Raw genomic sequence first — 13,826 nt, 5'->3', positions numbered from 1 at the left:
CCATGCGGCAAGGAGCCCTCGTGCCCATAGTTGAAATGGAACGTCGCCAGGTGGTGGTGATCGGTGCCGGACCATCCGGGGCCATCGCGGCCGCGCTGCTAAAGCGCAAAGGGCATGATGTGTTGATCATCGAGCGCGAGCACTTCCCACGTTTCTCGATTGGCGAAAGCCTGCTCTCGCATTGCATCGATTTTATCGAAGAAGCGGGCATGCTCGACGCCGTGCAAGCGGCGGGCTTCCAGGTAAAAACCGGCGCTGCCTTCGCCTGGGGCGAGCGCTACAGTGCATTTGATTTTGGTGACACGTTCAGCAACGGCAAGCCCACCACTTACCAAGTGCAACGCGGCGAGTTCGACAAATTGCTGGCCGATCAGGCGGCGTTGCAGGGCGTGGACATCCGCTATGGCCAAACCATTGTCGGCGTGGATTTCTCCGGCGAGTGCCGCTACCTGCATGTGCGCCGACAGAACGGCAGCGAGTACCACATCAAGGCCAAGTTCGTGCTCGACGCCAGCGGCTATGGCCGCGTGCTGCCGCGTCTGCTGGACCTTGAAGCACCTTCGAACTTTCCGCTGCGCCAGGCCGTGTTCACCCACGTCGAAGACCGTATCGCACACCCAGGCTTTGATCGCAGCAAAATTCTGGTCACCACCCACCCGACCCAGCGCGACATCTGGTTCTGGACCATCCCCTTCAGCAACGGCCGTTGCTCGGTGGGCGTGGTAGCGGCCAAAGAGCATTTCGATGGCCGCGACAGCGACCTTGACGCCTGCCTGCGCAGCTTCATCGACGAAACGCCAAGCTTATCCGGCGTGCTCAACAATGCCGTATGGGACACCCCGGCGCGCAGCATCGGCGGTTACTCGGCCAACGTCAAAACCCTGCACGGGCCGGGCTTTGCGCTGCTGGGCAATGCGGCGGAATTCCTCGACCCGGTGTTTTCTTCCGGCGTGACCATCGCCATGCGTTCGGCGAGCATGGCCGCAGGGGTGCTGCACCGTCAGCTCAACGGCGAGACCGTCGACTGGCAACGCGAATTCGCCGAGCCCTTGAAACGAGGGGTCGACACTTTCCGTTGCTACGTCGAAGGCTGGTATGCCGGCACGTTCCAAGACGTGATTTTCCATCCCGGCAGCTCGCCGGAGATTCGCCGCATGATCAGCTCGATCCTGGCTGGCTACGCGTGGGATGAGCGCAACCCGTTTGTCAGCGAGCCGAAGCGGCGGTTGCGGATGTTGTCGGATATCTGTGCGAGTGAAGCGGTATGAGCAGTCCTGCCGTTGGAAAAAACTACCTGAGCAAGAATTACGTCGAAGAAACCAGGTTCGGCTTCTGGTTCCTGCGCAGCCATACCTGGCAGCATCACGTGTTGCGGGTGGCGATCAACGATCTGCGCAGCCTGTTCAGCGAGCCGCTGCCGTTGGCGCCGGTATTGCTCGACGCCGGTTGCGGCCAGGGTAAATCCTTCCGGTTGCTGCAGGAGGTGTTTGCGCCCTCACGCCTGATCGGCCTGGATGCTGACCCCCACAGCCTCGAACTGAGCCGCGAAGAAGCCGAGCGCCAGGGCATGGCTGTCGAGTTGATCGGCAGCGACTGCGCCACCCTGAAAGTACCGGACGCCAGCGTCGACATCCTGTTCTGCCACCAGACCTTCCATCACCTGGTGGAACAACATCGCGCACTCAAGGAGTTTTATCGGGTACTCAAGCCGGGCGGTTATCTGCTGTTTGCCGAATCCACCGAAGCCTATATCGACACCTGGGTGATTCGCTGGCTGTTCCGCCACCCGATGCATGTGCAGAAAAGCGCCGAGCAATACCTGGAGATGCTTCGCGAGCAGGGTTTTGAATTTGACTCGCAGAATGTCTCGTACCCCTACCTGTGGTGGAGCCGCTCCAGCGACTTCGGCCTGCTGGAGCGCTGGGGCCTGCGCAAGGCGCCGCCGGCAGGCCAGCGCGAGGAAACCCTGGTCAACTGCGTAGCGCGTAAACCTTTGGAGAATGCTGCCCCATGATGCGCCTGCTGTTGATCGGTTGCGTGTTGCTGCTGAGCGCCTGTGCCAGCCAGGCACCGCTGCCGCAAAGAACCCCAACCCTGGCCTTGCCGATGCAACTGCACGTGCAACGCCTGGCGGACGGCCAGAGCCAGGATTGGCTGCTGGTGATCCAGAGTGAAGGCAGCGCGATTCGCTGGTCGATGATGGACCCATTGGGCATTCCGCTGGCCCGGCAAAAACTGGTGGATGGGCAGTGGCAGGCCGACGGCTTGCTGCCACCCAACCCCCAGGCCCGGGAGCTGTTTGCCGCGCTGCTGTTTGCCCTGACCTCGGCCGATGAAGTGCCGGCGCTGTATCCGCACGCCCAGGCCATGGACCTGACGCGTACGCTGCCGGGCCATTGGCAGATCGTCTATCAGTCCTCCGAGGTGTTCAGCGTGAACATGGCGGGCCAGCCGTTGCGTTATCGCATTACTCCGCTGGGCCTCAAACGATGACCGCTTACCTCAACGCCCTTGGCGTGATCTGCGCCCTTGGCCGCGGCCAGGCCGAAGTCAGCCGCAAGCTGTTTGCCGGCGACTGCTCGGGCATGCGCGCCGAAAGCGGCTGGGTGCCAGAGCGCGTGGTACCGGTGGCGGCCGTGCACGGCGAGCTGGCGCCCCTGCCGGTGACGCTGGGCCAACAGAGCAGCCGCAATAACCAGTTGCTGTTGGAAGCGGCGTTGCAGATCGAAGCTCAGCTGCGCCAGGCAATCCAAACCTATGGGCCTTCGCGGGTCGGCATTGTGCTCGGCACCAGCACCTCAGGCATCGACGAAGCCAGCCGTGGCATTGCCCACTACCTGCGCGACCAGCAATTCCCCGCCGACTACGACTACCAGCAACAGGAACTCAGCGCCCCGGCGAATTTCCTCGCCGACTGGCTGCAAGTGAGCGGCCCGGCCTATGTGATTTCTACCGCCTGCACCTCCAGCGCCCGAGCACTGATGAGTGCCCAGCGCCTGCTGGATCTTGGCATCTGCGATGCAGTGATCTGCGGCGGCGTGGACAGCCTGTGCAAGCTGACGCTGAACGGTTTCACCGCACTGGAGGCCGTCTCCAGCGAGCGCTGCAATCCGTTCTCGGTGAACCGCAACGGCATTAATATCGGTGAAGCGGCGGTGCTGTTCCTGATGAGCCGCGAGCCAGCCCCGATCGCCTTGCTGGGCAGCGGCGCCAGTTGCGATGCCCATCATATCTCCGCGCCGGAGCCCAGCGGCAAGGGCGCGTTGCAAGCGATGCGCAAGGCCCTGGCCAAGGCAAAACTGGCTCCCGAGCAGATCGGCTACCTGAACCTGCACGGCACCGCCACCCAACACAACGACGCCATGGAAAGCCTGGCGGTCGCCAGCCTGTTCCCCGATGGCGTAGCCTGCTCGTCGACCAAACCTATGACCGGTCACACCCTCGGCGCTGCCGGAGCGCTGGAAGCGGCGTTCTGTTGGCTTAGCCTGGGCCACGGCTTGCTGCCGCCCCACGTATGGGATGGCCAAGCGGATCCGGCGCTGCCCGCCTTGCAATGGACACGCAGCGGCGACAGCTTGAAAAAACTCTGCCTGATGAGCAACTCGTTTGCCTTCGGCGGCAACAACGTCAGCCTGATAATTGCAGAGGCCCCATGATCGATTGGCCACTTGCCGAACTACTACCCCATGCCGGCGACATGATCCTGATCGACCAGGTGCTGTCGTTCGATGAAGAGCAGGTGCGCACCCGCGTCACCGTCAAGCCCGGCGGCCTGTTCAACCGCCCTGACGGCAGCCTGCCGGCCTGGGTCGGCCTGGAGTTGATGGCGCAAAGCGTCGCCGCCTATGCCGGCTGCCGTGCGCGCCAGCAAGGCCAGGCGGTAGAGCTGGGCTTCCTGTTGGGCACGCGTAAATTCGAGTGCAACGTGGAGCACTTTCCCGCCGGCGCCGAGTTGAATATCCATGGCTTGCGCTCCCTGGAAGACGACAACGGCATGGGTGTGTTCGAATGCCACCTCACCGGCGACGGCATCCAGGCCAGCGCACGCTTGAACGTATTTCGACCGCCCCAGGCGGCCAACTATCTAGATGAATCGAAGGACCAAACGCCATGACTGAACCCGTACTGGTCACCGGCTCCAGCCGTGGCATCGGCCGCGCCATTGCCCTGCGCCTGGCCCAGGCCGGCCATGACATCGTGCTGCATTGCCGCAGTGGTCGCGCCGAAGCCGACGCCGTGCAGGTCGAGATCGAGACCCTGGGGCGCAAGGCGCGGGTGCTGCAATTCGACGTGTCCGACCGTGCCAGTTGCAAGGCCATCCTTGAAGCCGATGTGGAGCAACATGGCGCCTACTACGGCGTGGTGCTCAATGCCGGCCTGACCCGCGACGGCGCGTTCCCGGCGCTGTCGGAAGACGACTGGGACGTGGTGATGCGCACCAACCTTGATGGTTTCTACAACGTGCTGCACCCGGTAATGATGCCGATGATCCGCCGCCGCGCCGCCGGGCGCATCGTGTGTATCACATCGGTCTCCGGGTTGATCGGCAACCGCGGCCAGGTCAACTACAGCGCTTCAAAAGCCGGGCTGATCGGCGCGGCCAAAGCATTGGCCATCGAGTTGGGCAAGCGCAAGATCACCGTCAACTGCGTGGCACCCGGGTTGATCGACACGGCGATGCTGGATGAAAACGTCCCCGTCGAAGAACTGATGAAAATGATCCCCGCGCAACGCATGGGCACCCCGGAAGAAGTCGCCGGCGCGGTGAATTTCCTGATGTCGGCCGAAGCTGGCTATATCACGCGCCAGGTGCTGGCCGTGAACGGAGGCCTGTGCTGATGAAGCGCGTCGTCGTCACCGGCATGGCCGGCATGACCTCCCTGGGCAGCGACTGGGAGACCATTGCCGCCAACTTTCGCGCCAACCGCAGCGGCATCCGACGCATGGATGAGTGGGACCGCTTTACCGAATTGAACACGCGCTTGGCCGGGCCCATCGATGATTTCGTCGTGCCCGCCCACTGGACCCGCAAGCAGCTGCGCAGCATGGGCCGCGTCTCGCGCCTGGCAGTGTGGGCGGCGGAACAGGCGTTGCACGACGCCGGTCTGCTCGGTGACGAGTCGATCAAGGACGGGCGCATGGGCGTGGCCTGTGGCTCGTCCACCGGCAGCACCGATGAGATCAAGGCCTTCGGCAATATGCTGCTCAACTCGGTGGCCGAAGGGCTCAACGCCAACTCCTATGTGCGCATGATGCCCCACACGACGGCGGCGAATATCAGCATCTTCTTTGGCCTCACCGGGCGTTTGATCCCCACGTCCAGCGCCTGCACCAGCGGCAGCCAGGGCATCGGCTACGCCTACGAGACGATCAAGTTCGGGCGGCTGCCCTTGATGCTCGCCGGTGGCGCCGAAGAGCTCTGCCCCACCGAAGCCATGGTGTTCGATGCGCTCTACGCCACCAGCCTGAAGAACGACGCACCGCAAACCAGCCCACGCCCATACGACAGCGGCCGCGATGGCCTGGTGATCGGCGAAGGCGGCGGCATGCTGGTGCTCGAGGAGCTGGAACATGCCCTGGCGCGGGGTGCGCACATCCACGCCGAGCTGGTTGGTTTTGGCAGCAACGCCGACGGCCAGCACACCACCCGCCCGGAGCAGAAAACCATGCGCCGCGCCATGGAACTGGCGCTGGAAGATGCCGGGCTTGAACCGTCCGCCATTGGCTACGTCAACGGCCATGGCACCGCCACCGACCAAGGCGACATCGCCGAAACCCTGGCCACCAGCAGCCTGTTCGGCAGTCGCATGCCGATCAGCTCGCAGAAGAGCTTCCTGGGCCACACCCTGGGTGCCTGCGGCGCGCTGGAGTCGTGGTTCAGCATCGAGATGATGAACCGCGACCAATACGTGCACACCTTCAACCTGGATTCGGTCGACCCGCAATGCGGCGAACTGGACTACCTGCAAGGTGGCTTTCGGCAGATGCACAACGACTACGTGATGAACAACAACTTCGCCTTCGGCGGCGTCAACACCTCGTTGATCTTCCGCCGCTGGTCCTGACTTTTAATCGATTGGAGAAAACGGAATGTCTTCCCTGCTACGCGCTACCCTGATCACCCTGGCCCTGCTGACCACCGCCGGTTGCACCAGCAAGCCGGTACTCAACACCCAGCATGAGTTGCCGGCCCCCAGCCAGGTCAGCGAAGAAAAGATGAAACAGACCATCGTCGCCGCTCTGCAGAAACGTGAGTGGACCGTGCAACGCCTGAGCCCGCAGCTGGTGCAGGCCGAGATCACCGTGCGCGGCCAGTTCTATGCCGCCATCGATATCCGCTACACCCGTAACAGCTACGCCATCACCTACCGTGACAGCCGTGACCTGGGCTACAAAGACGGCAAGATCCATCGCAACTACAACCGTTGGATAAGCATGCTGGATAGGGACATCCTGGCAGGGTTGCGCTCGACCGGGATGCAGTAAGGCCAGAAACGACAAAGGGCGCCTTTAGGCGCCCTCTTCACAAACAGGTTGGCTTGTCATCGCCGCTTCCTGCCTGGCTCTGCGGTGGCTGGTTGCCCAGGACCCTCAGAGTCTCACAAGCCCCTTTTCGGGAACTCGGCCAGTATGCCTGAAAGCAGGTTACCTGCAATCGGTGGCAAAACGCCGTCCATCTATATCCCACTTTATCGCAACCCAAGCGCACTGCGCACCGCCGCTTTTATCGCCAAAAATTGGTCATTGGTGAGTTCGGCTATTTTGTAAGTTCGTTTGCCATGACGATCTTTACTTTTGATTCGGTCCAGTCGACCCAAGCTGACTGTCGCGACGATGTCGCATTTAGCCCAGCAGACCGGGCTCGCTCCCTGAAGGTGGCTATCAAGCCGCAAATGGTGTTCCAACACCTGCTGTGGAGCGGTAGTACTCAGAGGTACCACCGTTACGAGCAGCTTATTCGTCCGGTGTTTGCGTATCACAATAACAGGTCGAATCTTGATGATTTCCGGAACCTCATAGCCACGGAAATCACAAATCAACACGCTGCCCTCCTTGGGCTGATAGAGAAGTGCCATCCATATCCACTCGCCTGAAAAAGAATGATTTTGCGCAAGTTTCTGGCGAATAACTAAGCCGGTTGCGTTACCTGGTATGTGACCCCGCCTACACCAATACCTGACGCGTCAACAACTCCACAAACCCCTTCGCCATCGGCGTTTGCACGCCCTTGCGCTGCACCAGCCACACCGCCGTCATCGCCTCCGGGTCGAGCAGTGTGCGGTAGACCACGCCATCAATGCGGATACGCTGGTAAGACGCCGGCAACACCGACACGCCCAACCCCGCCGCCACCAGGCCGATGATGGTCATCGCCTCCCCCGCTTCCTGGGCAAAATGCGGGCTGAACCCGGCGTCGCGGGCCAGGTTGAGCAGTTGGGCATACAGGCCGCTGCCGTAGGTGCGTGGGAAAAACACAAAGGGCTCCTGCGCCAATTGCGCCAGGTGCAAGCCGCGCTCGCTGCCTTCCACCAAGGGATGGCCAGCATTCAAGACCGCGACCAGGGGCTCGCGCATCAACTCGACCACGCTCAGCGAATCGGGCAATGGCAAAGGCCGCATCAGCCCGACCTGAATCGACTCATCCACCAATGACTCGGCCACCTCCGTGCTGCTCATCTCCTGCAGATTGAGGTGCACCGCCGGGAAAGCCTGGCGAAACGCGAAGATCGCCTGGGGAATGCTGGAGTTGAACGGTGCGGAAGACGTGAAGCCGATCTTCAACTCCCCGAGCTCTCCCAATTGCGCCCGCCGCGCCACGTCTGCCGCCTTGTCGACCTGGGCCAACACCAGCCGCGCCTCTTGCAGGAACAGGCGCCCGGCCTCGCTCAGCTCGACCCGACGATTGGTACGCTCAAATAACCGCGCGCCCACCTCTTGTTCCAGCGCCTGGATCTGCTGGCTCAGGGGCGGTTGCGAGATACCCAGCACCTGCGCGGCGCGGCCAAAATGCAGTTCTTCGGCGACGGCGATGAAGTACCGCAAATGACGTAATTCCATACACCCCTCATTAGGTCGTTAAACCTATCAAACAGGTCGAACAATATATTGGAAAGAATCATTAGGCAGCTATATTCTTTTTTGCATTGTCGGTCCTGACAGTCCTTCCTCGAGGTCCCCGTGAATTCTGCTGTTGCTCCACTCACCCAACAACCCCCTCCCTCCGCTCTCGATGAAGTGGTGGCGCAGCTCAATGACGAGTACATCGAAAAAGGCACGCCGATGTTCATGCGCACGGTGTTGGCGCTATTTTCCGGCGGGTTTGCCACCTTTGCCCTGTTGTATTGCGTACAACCGATGATGCCGGCGCTGTCCCATGAATTTTCCATCAATGCGGCGCAAAGCAGCCTGATTCTTTCGGTCGCGACCGCGATGCTTGCCTGCGGCCTGCTAATCACCGGGCCGATTTCCGACCGGCTGGGGCGCAAGCCGGTGATGGTCGCCGCGTTGTTCTGTGCGGCGCTGGCCACCATCGCCAGCGGTCTGATGCCGACCTGGGAGGGGATTCTGCTGATGCGGGCGCTGGTGGGCCTGTCCCTGAGCGGCCTGGCTGCCGTGGCGATGACCTACCTCAGCGAAGAGATCCACCCGCAGCACATCGGCCTGGCCATGGGCCTGTACATCGGCGGCAATGCGATTGGCGGCATGAGCGGCCGACTGATCATCGGCGTATTGATCGACTTCGTCAGCTGGCACACCGCAATGCTGATCATCGGCGCCCTGGCCCTGATCGCGGCCACGGTGTTCTGGAAGATCCTCCCACCATCGCGCAACTTCCGCGCCAGCAGCCTCAAGCCGCGCAGCCTGGTGGATGGCTTCGTCATGCATTTCAAGGATGCGGGCCTACCGTGGCTGTTCCTCGAAGCCTTCCTGTTGATGGGCGCGTTCGTAACGATGTTCAACTACATCGGTTATCGCCTGCTGGCCTCACCCTATGAACTGAGCCAGGCCGTAGTGGGCCTGCTGTCGCTGGTGTACCTCTCGGGCATCTACAGTTCGGCCAAGATCGGCTCTCTGGCCGACCGCCTTGGCCGCCGCCGCGTGCTGTGGGGCACCATCGTGTTGATGCTTTCGGGGATGTTACTGACGCTGTTCACGCCGTTGTGGCTGGTGGTGCCGGGCATGCTGGTGTTCACCTTCGGCTTCTTCGGCGCCCACTCGGTGGCCAGCAGCTGGATCGGCCGCCGCGCGGTGAAAGCCAAGGGGCAGGCGTCGTCGCTTTACCTGTTCTGTTACTACGTGGGATCGAGTATTGCCGGGACGGCGGGCGGGTTCTTCTGGCACTTTGCCGGATGGAACGGGATTGGCGGGTTTATCGTGGCGCTGCTGATTGGCGCGCTGCTGGTGGCGTTGAAGCTGGCGAAGTTGCCGCCGCTGGGACACACAGCAGCTTGAGGCACTGTTTAACGAGAAAACCGCTTCACAGCGGTTTTTTCGCAATGGGCTTTCGCTTCATTCCAGTGCCGATCGAATCATGAAGTGCCATGGCACGTCCTCCATCCCACTCCGCCTGCATTGCCGAAAACAGCTCGATATCGATACGCGCTTGATGGGCAACGAGCGCCTCGGACATTGCCTCGGCGATTCGCTCAATGATCACCCAAGGCTTCTCCACCCCACAATGCTTACGACCAAACTCCATCAGTTGCTGACGGTCCGGATAGGTTTTGACCTTGTTCATTTTTATCGCCAAGGTGCGATCAACCAATGAACGACCGGACTTTGGATTGTAGTTCTCATACACAGTAGTGGTGGTGACATCGAAGACAGGCGCTAATTGCACTGTTTCTCGGGCTCCAGGATGGGTGTAGATCACACCGAAGTTTTTCAGGTGCGCGTCACCATTACGCACCATGACCGACAAGCAAACCGAAGAAAAGAACCGCTCAAGCTCGCGTAACGGATCACCCTGCGCACAGACGTGATTGATCACCGCAGCGAGAGTCTCGTAGCTCTGCGAGTACTTGTAATTGTCGTGGGGATCTTTGTTGAGTCCCAACAGAACGGCCATGTCCTCAAAACCCAGCCGCCCGGTCGAGTTCAAATCGAAGCGCTCCATCACAAACAGATCACCCCCTCCGGACAACCAGAAAGGTGGTGTTTCCATGCCTGCTATGCGCGCAGCCTCCATACAGAGGAACTCGTTCTGTGCCAGGTGAACGTATTCATCGGCACCCGACTTCACGATCAGGTCAGAACTGAGCATGGTTTTGCGACTGCCAGTCAGCTTGTCCAGGTCAGGCACCAGTACCTTGGGTTGCACGCCGGAAATACCCGACTCGAAATACGTCTCCACAAGAAACTCGAATACACCCTGGGAGGTATCGGCTGACAGTATTTGCTGGAGGCCCACCTGAGCCTTCACGGGTACTGATGCCTCGACAGGGTTCTGGTAGGTAAGCCGCCCAATCTGGTTACCGCCGATCACCGATAACAGGCGCATCTCGTCTATCTGCATGTGCTTGGCCATCCGTCGTTTGATCTGATCGGCCAGAAAACCTTCCGGTACGTTCATATCGAAAATCGGATGCAGTACGTTACTGACCGCAGGTGTCGGGTCGTAGGGCATGACCAGGGATACCTCGCATCCGGCATCAGCAGATGAATAAGAAAACGAGAATTGCGAGCCTTTAGACAAATCGCCTGCATGCCCCTGGGGTGTCACAACATTGAGCAACTTGATTCTACTCATCGTGCTCCACCAGATCGGCCAAGGATTTGAGATCGATGCGTTTATCCACGACTTCCAGGGCCATACCCAGTGCAGAAATCACCCGGAACACCGTGTACATCGCGACATTTTCACCCGCTTCCAGATCAATGATGGTCTTGCGGTTGCACTTGGCCCGGTCCGCCAGTTGCGCCTGGCTAAAGCCCCTGGCCCGACGCAGTTGTCGTATCCTTTCGCCCAGATCAGGTGGAGTGGTCAGCAACATAATGTCACCTATAACGGACTTATAAGCATAGGAAGCTCATTATGTCCGCAATGACGGACACTACAAGCACCATACGTCTGCTGACCACAAACAAGAACGCCCGGCCTAGGCCGGGCGTTCTTTATCAGGCAACCGTCACTCGTGGTACTGCGCCGACAGTTCATGCACCGCACGCAGGAATGCACCCGCATGTTCCGGATTCACTTCCGGCGTGATGCCATGGCCGAGGTTGAACACATGGCCGGTGCCCTTGCCATAGCTGGCCAGGATGCGCCCGACTTCCGTGCGGATCGCTTCCGGCTTGGCGTACAGCACAGTGGGGTCCATGTTGCCTTGCAGCGCAACCTGGTTGCCAACGCGACGGCGGGCTTCGCCGATATCGCAGGTCCAGTCCAGGCCCAATGCATCAGCGCCAGCATCGGCGATGCTTTCCAGCCACAGGCCGCCGCCCTTTGTGAACATGATCACCGGAACCTTGCGACCTTCATGTTCGCGGATCAGCCCGCTGACGATCTTGCGCATGTAGGCCAGGGAGAACTCCTGGTACGCCGCCGCCGACAGGTTGCCACCCCAGGTATCGAAGATCTGCACCGCTTGAGCGCCGGCCATGATCTGGCCGTTGAGGTAAGAGGTGACCGACTGCGCCAGCTTGTCCAGCAGCAGGTGCATGGCTTGCGGGTTGTCGTAGAGCATGGCCTTGGTCTTGCGGAAGTCTTTCGACGAGCCGCCTTCGACCATGTAGGTGGCCAGGGTCCAGGGGCTACCGGAGAAGCCGATCAGCGGCACGCGGCCGTTCAGCTCGCGGCGGATGGTGCTGACCGCGTCCATCACATAGCCGAGGTCTTTGTGCGGATCAGGAATCGGCAGGGCTTCGATATCGGCCAGGGTGCTGACGACCTTCCTGAAACGCGGGCCTTCGCCGGTCTCAAAGTACAGGCCCTGGCCCATGGCGTCGGGAATGGTAAGGATGTCGGAAAAGAGGATGGCCGCGTCCAGTTGTGGGTAGCGGTCCAGCGGCTGCATCGTGACTTCGCAGGCGAACGCAGGATTCATGCACAGGCTCATGAAGTCGCCGGCGTGGGCGCGACTGGCGCGGTATTCCGGCAGGTAGCGACCGGCTTGACGCATCATCCACACGGGGGTGACGTCTACAGGTTGCTTGAGCAGGGCACGAAGGAAACGGTCGTTCTTGAGGGCAGTCATGTCGGCATCCGCAAAAAAAGTGCGGGCATTTTCTCAGAGCGCGACGCAAAAGGCACGGAATGCGCCGTGCCTTTTGTCTATCGGGTCAATTTGTCGCGGTAGCTTGAACGCAGCGCAAAACAAATGTGGGACGGGGCAAGCCCCCTCCCACAGTTTGATCCCATTTCAATTCAGGATCGGGGTCAGACTTGCAGGTAGTCCAGGATGCCTTCGGCGGCGTTGCGGCCTTCGAAAATCGCTGTCACTACCAAGTCAGACCCGCGCACCATATCGCCACCGGCGAAGATTTTCGGGTTGCTGGTCTGGTGCTTGTACTGGCCTTGCTCCGGGGCGACCACGCGGCCCTGGCTGTCGGTCTGGATCTCGAACTGCTCGAACCACGACGCCGGGCTTGGCCGGAAGCCGAAAGCGATGACCACGGCATCGGCCGGGATGATCTCCTCGGAACCCGGTATCGGCTCGGGGCTGCGGCGGCCACGGGCATCCGGTTCGCCCAGACGGGTCTCGACCACCTTCACGCCTTCGACACGGTCTTCACCGACGATCGCAATCGGCTGGCGGTTGTAGAGGAATTTCACGCCTTCTTCCTTGGCGTTCTTCACCTCTTTGCGCGAGCCGGGCATGTTGGCTTCGTCGCGACGATACGCACAGGTGACCGACTTGGCGCCCTGGCGGATCGAGGTACGGTTGCAGTCCATCGCGGTGTCGCCACCGCCCAGCACCACGACCTTCTTGCCTTTCATGTCGACGAAATCTTCCGGCGACTTTTCAAAGCCCAGGTTGCGGTTGACGTTGGCAATCAGGAAGTCGAGCGCGTCATACACGCCCGGCAAGTCTTCACCGGCAAAGCCGCCCTTCATGTAGGTGTAGGTGCCCATCCCCATGAACACCGCATCGTATTCGGCGAGCAGTTGCTCCATGGTGATGTCCTTGCCGACTTCGGTATTGAGGCGGAACTCGATACCCATGCCGGTGAAGACTTCACGACGGTGACTCAGTACGGTTTTTTCCAACTTGAACTCGGGGATGCCGAAGGTCAGCAAACCGCCGATTTCCGGGTTCTTGTCGAAGACCACCGGGGTCACGCCACCACGCACCAATACGTCGGCACAGCCCAGGCCCGCCGGGCCCGCGCCGATGATCGCAACGCGCTTGCCGGTCGGCTTGATCTTGGACATGTCCGGGCGCCAGCCCATGGCGAACGCGGTGTCGGTGATGTACTTCTCCACCGAACCGATCGTCACCGCGCCGAAGCCGTCGTTGAGGGTGCAGGCACCTTCACACAACCGATCCTGCGGGCACACCCGGCCGCAGACTTCCGGCAGGGTGTTGGTCTGGTGCGACAGCTCGGCGGCAGCGAGGATGTTGCCCTCGGCCACCAATTTGAGCCAATTGGGAATGAAGTTGTGCACCGGGCACTTCCATTCGCAATACGGGTTACCGCACCCCAGGCAGCGGTGGGCCTGGTCGGCCGAGTGCTGGGGTTTGAAGGGCTCGTAGATCTCCACGAACTCTTTCTTGCGTTGACGCAACAGTTTCTTCTTCGGATCTTTGCGCCCGACATCGATGAACTGGAAGTCGTTATTCAGACGTTCAGCCATGTTAAAACCTCATCAAACTGTTCAGGCG

15 protein-coding genes are annotated in these 13,826 nt (G+C 60.8%); 9 read left to right on the top strand and 6 right to left on the bottom strand.

Annotated features, from left to right (window positions below):
* Positions 1 to 20: 20 nt before the first annotated feature.
* Genes QZR30_RS11090 through QZR30_RS11055 form a run of 8 tightly spaced genes read left to right on the top strand, consistent with a single transcriptional unit; the run spans position 21 to position 6,486 of the window.
* Complete coding sequence (locus QZR30_RS11090) at positions 21 to 1,268, top strand: NAD(P)/FAD-dependent oxidoreductase (RefSeq protein WP_274357749.1); 1,248 nt, start codon at positions 21 to 23, stop codon at positions 1,266 to 1,268.
* Positions 1,265 to 2,014, top strand: coding sequence for a class I SAM-dependent methyltransferase (locus QZR30_RS11085; RefSeq protein WP_046070574.1), 750 nt, complete (start codon positions 1,265 to 1,267; stop codon positions 2,012 to 2,014). The genes QZR30_RS11090 and QZR30_RS11085 overlap by 4 nt, the downstream gene beginning before the upstream one ends.
* A complete protein-coding gene (locus QZR30_RS11080) occupies positions 2,011 to 2,493 on the top strand; it encodes a hypothetical protein (protein ID WP_046070573.1) in 483 nt (160 codons plus the stop codon). The genes QZR30_RS11085 and QZR30_RS11080 overlap by 4 nt, the downstream gene beginning before the upstream one ends.
* The gene (locus QZR30_RS11075) at positions 2,490 to 3,656 is read left to right on the top strand and encodes a beta-ketoacyl-[acyl-carrier-protein] synthase family protein (RefSeq protein WP_311903301.1); all 1,167 of its coding nucleotides are present in this window, start codon (positions 2,490 to 2,492) and stop codon (positions 3,654 to 3,656) included. The genes QZR30_RS11080 and QZR30_RS11075 overlap by 4 nt, the downstream gene beginning before the upstream one ends.
* The gene (locus QZR30_RS11070) at positions 3,653 to 4,114 is read left to right on the top strand and encodes an ApeP family dehydratase (protein WP_046070571.1); all 462 of its coding nucleotides are present in this window, start codon (positions 3,653 to 3,655) and stop codon (positions 4,112 to 4,114) included. Before QZR30_RS11075 ends, QZR30_RS11070 begins: the two co-directional genes overlap by 4 nt.
* Positions 4,111 to 4,839 (top strand): 3-oxoacyl-ACP reductase FabG, encoded by a 729-nt coding sequence (gene fabG, locus QZR30_RS11065; RefSeq protein ID WP_046070570.1) that lies wholly within the window; start codon positions 4,111 to 4,113, stop codon positions 4,837 to 4,839. The genes QZR30_RS11070 and fabG overlap by 4 nt, the downstream gene beginning before the upstream one ends.
* The gene (locus tag QZR30_RS11060) at positions 4,839 to 6,065 is read left to right on the top strand and encodes a beta-ketoacyl-ACP synthase (protein WP_311903300.1); all 1,227 of its coding nucleotides are present in this window, start codon (positions 4,839 to 4,841) and stop codon (positions 6,063 to 6,065) included. Before fabG ends, QZR30_RS11060 begins: the two co-directional genes overlap by 1 nt.
* A 25-nt stretch (positions 6,066 to 6,090) precedes the next feature.
* Positions 6,091 to 6,486 (top strand): hypothetical protein, encoded by a 396-nt coding sequence (locus QZR30_RS11055; protein ID WP_311903299.1) that lies wholly within the window; start codon positions 6,091 to 6,093, stop codon positions 6,484 to 6,486.
* A 203-nt stretch (positions 6,487 to 6,689) separates the two neighbouring features.
* Here QZR30_RS11055 and QZR30_RS11050 read toward each other — a convergent pair whose 3' ends face one another.
* A complete protein-coding gene (locus QZR30_RS11050) occupies positions 6,690 to 7,076 on the bottom strand; it encodes a type II toxin-antitoxin system PemK/MazF family toxin (protein ID WP_032878300.1) in 387 nt (128 codons plus the stop codon).
* Positions 7,077 to 7,164: 88 nt separating this feature from the next.
* Positions 7,165 to 8,058: a LysR family transcriptional regulator gene (locus QZR30_RS11045; RefSeq protein ID WP_046070567.1), complete on the bottom strand. Its 894-nt coding sequence runs from the start codon at positions 8,056 to 8,058 to the stop codon at positions 7,165 to 7,167.
* Positions 8,059 to 8,235: 177 nt separating this feature from the next.
* On the opposite strand from QZR30_RS11045, the gene QZR30_RS11040 reads away from it, so the two are divergent.
* Positions 8,236 to 9,453, top strand: coding sequence for an MFS transporter (locus QZR30_RS11040; RefSeq protein WP_442967535.1), 1,218 nt, complete (start codon positions 8,236 to 8,238; stop codon positions 9,451 to 9,453).
* 25 nt (positions 9,454 to 9,478) lie between these two features.
* On the opposite strand, the gene QZR30_RS11035 is transcribed toward QZR30_RS11040, so the two are convergent.
* From QZR30_RS11035 to QZR30_RS11020, 4 genes are all read right to left on the bottom strand, one after another.
* Positions 9,479 to 10,750 carry a type II toxin-antitoxin system HipA family toxin gene (locus QZR30_RS11035; RefSeq protein ID WP_046070566.1) on the bottom strand — a complete coding sequence of 424 codons (1,272 nt, stop codon included), beginning with the start codon at positions 10,748 to 10,750 and terminating at the stop codon, positions 9,479 to 9,481.
* Entirely contained in the window at positions 10,743 to 10,994 is a 252-nt protein-coding gene (locus QZR30_RS11030) for a helix-turn-helix transcriptional regulator (RefSeq protein ID WP_046070565.1), read from the bottom strand. Before QZR30_RS11030 ends, QZR30_RS11035 begins: the two co-directional genes overlap by 8 nt.
* Before the next feature lie 135 nt (positions 10,995 to 11,129).
* The gene (gene hemE / locus QZR30_RS11025) at positions 11,130 to 12,197 is read right to left on the bottom strand and encodes a uroporphyrinogen decarboxylase (protein WP_068966010.1); all 1,068 of its coding nucleotides are present in this window, start codon (positions 12,195 to 12,197) and stop codon (positions 11,130 to 11,132) included.
* 182 nt (positions 12,198 to 12,379) lie between these two features.
* The gene (locus tag QZR30_RS11020) at positions 12,380 to 13,798 is read right to left on the bottom strand and encodes an FAD-dependent oxidoreductase (protein ID WP_311903297.1); all 1,419 of its coding nucleotides are present in this window, start codon (positions 13,796 to 13,798) and stop codon (positions 12,380 to 12,382) included.
* Between the last annotated feature and the right edge of the window lie 28 nt (positions 13,799 to 13,826).

Origin of the sequence: Pseudomonas sp. rhizo25 (genome assembly GCF_031931935.1) — a bacterium.
GTDB classification, from domain to species: domain Bacteria; phylum Pseudomonadota; class Gammaproteobacteria; order Pseudomonadales; family Pseudomonadaceae; genus Aquipseudomonas; species Aquipseudomonas synxantha.
Note: the sequence above shows the minus strand (reverse complement) of the source record. Positions and strands in the feature narration are given on the sequence as shown.

What these genes read in the sequence shown, in the direction of transcription:
- QZR30_RS11030 (WP_046070565.1), bottom strand. Translation starts at nt 10,994, where the DNA reads ATGTTGCTGACCACTCCACCTGATCTGGGCGAAAGGATACGACAACTG.
- fabG (WP_046070570.1), top strand. Translation starts at nt 4,111, where the DNA reads ATGACTGAACCCGTACTGGTCACCGGCTCCAGCCGTGGCATCGGCCGC.
- QZR30_RS11075 (WP_311903301.1), top strand. Translation starts at nt 2,490, where the DNA reads ATGACCGCTTACCTCAACGCCCTTGGCGTGATCTGCGCCCTTGGCCGC.
- QZR30_RS11035 (WP_046070566.1), bottom strand. Translation starts at nt 10,750, where the DNA reads ATGAGTAGAATCAAGTTGCTCAATGTTGTGACACCCCAGGGGCATGCA.
- QZR30_RS11060 (WP_311903300.1), top strand. Translation starts at nt 4,839, where the DNA reads ATGAAGCGCGTCGTCGTCACCGGCATGGCCGGCATGACCTCCCTGGGC.
- QZR30_RS11085 (WP_046070574.1), top strand. Translation starts at nt 1,265, where the DNA reads ATGAGCAGTCCTGCCGTTGGAAAAAACTACCTGAGCAAGAATTACGTC.
- QZR30_RS11020 (WP_311903297.1), bottom strand. Translation starts at nt 13,798, where the DNA reads ATGGCTGAACGTCTGAATAACGACTTCCAGTTCATCGATGTCGGGCGC.
- QZR30_RS11050 (WP_032878300.1), bottom strand. Translation starts at nt 7,076, where the DNA reads ATGGCACTTCTCTATCAGCCCAAGGAGGGCAGCGTGTTGATTTGTGAT.
- QZR30_RS11055 (WP_311903299.1), top strand. Translation starts at nt 6,091, where the DNA reads ATGTCTTCCCTGCTACGCGCTACCCTGATCACCCTGGCCCTGCTGACC.
- hemE (WP_068966010.1), bottom strand. Translation starts at nt 12,197, where the DNA reads ATGACTGCCCTCAAGAACGACCGTTTCCTTCGTGCCCTGCTCAAGCAA.
- QZR30_RS11045 (WP_046070567.1), bottom strand. Translation starts at nt 8,058, where the DNA reads ATGGAATTACGTCATTTGCGGTACTTCATCGCCGTCGCCGAAGAACTG.
- QZR30_RS11080 (WP_046070573.1), top strand. Translation starts at nt 2,011, where the DNA reads ATGATGCGCCTGCTGTTGATCGGTTGCGTGTTGCTGCTGAGCGCCTGT.
- QZR30_RS11070 (WP_046070571.1), top strand. Translation starts at nt 3,653, where the DNA reads ATGATCGATTGGCCACTTGCCGAACTACTACCCCATGCCGGCGACATG.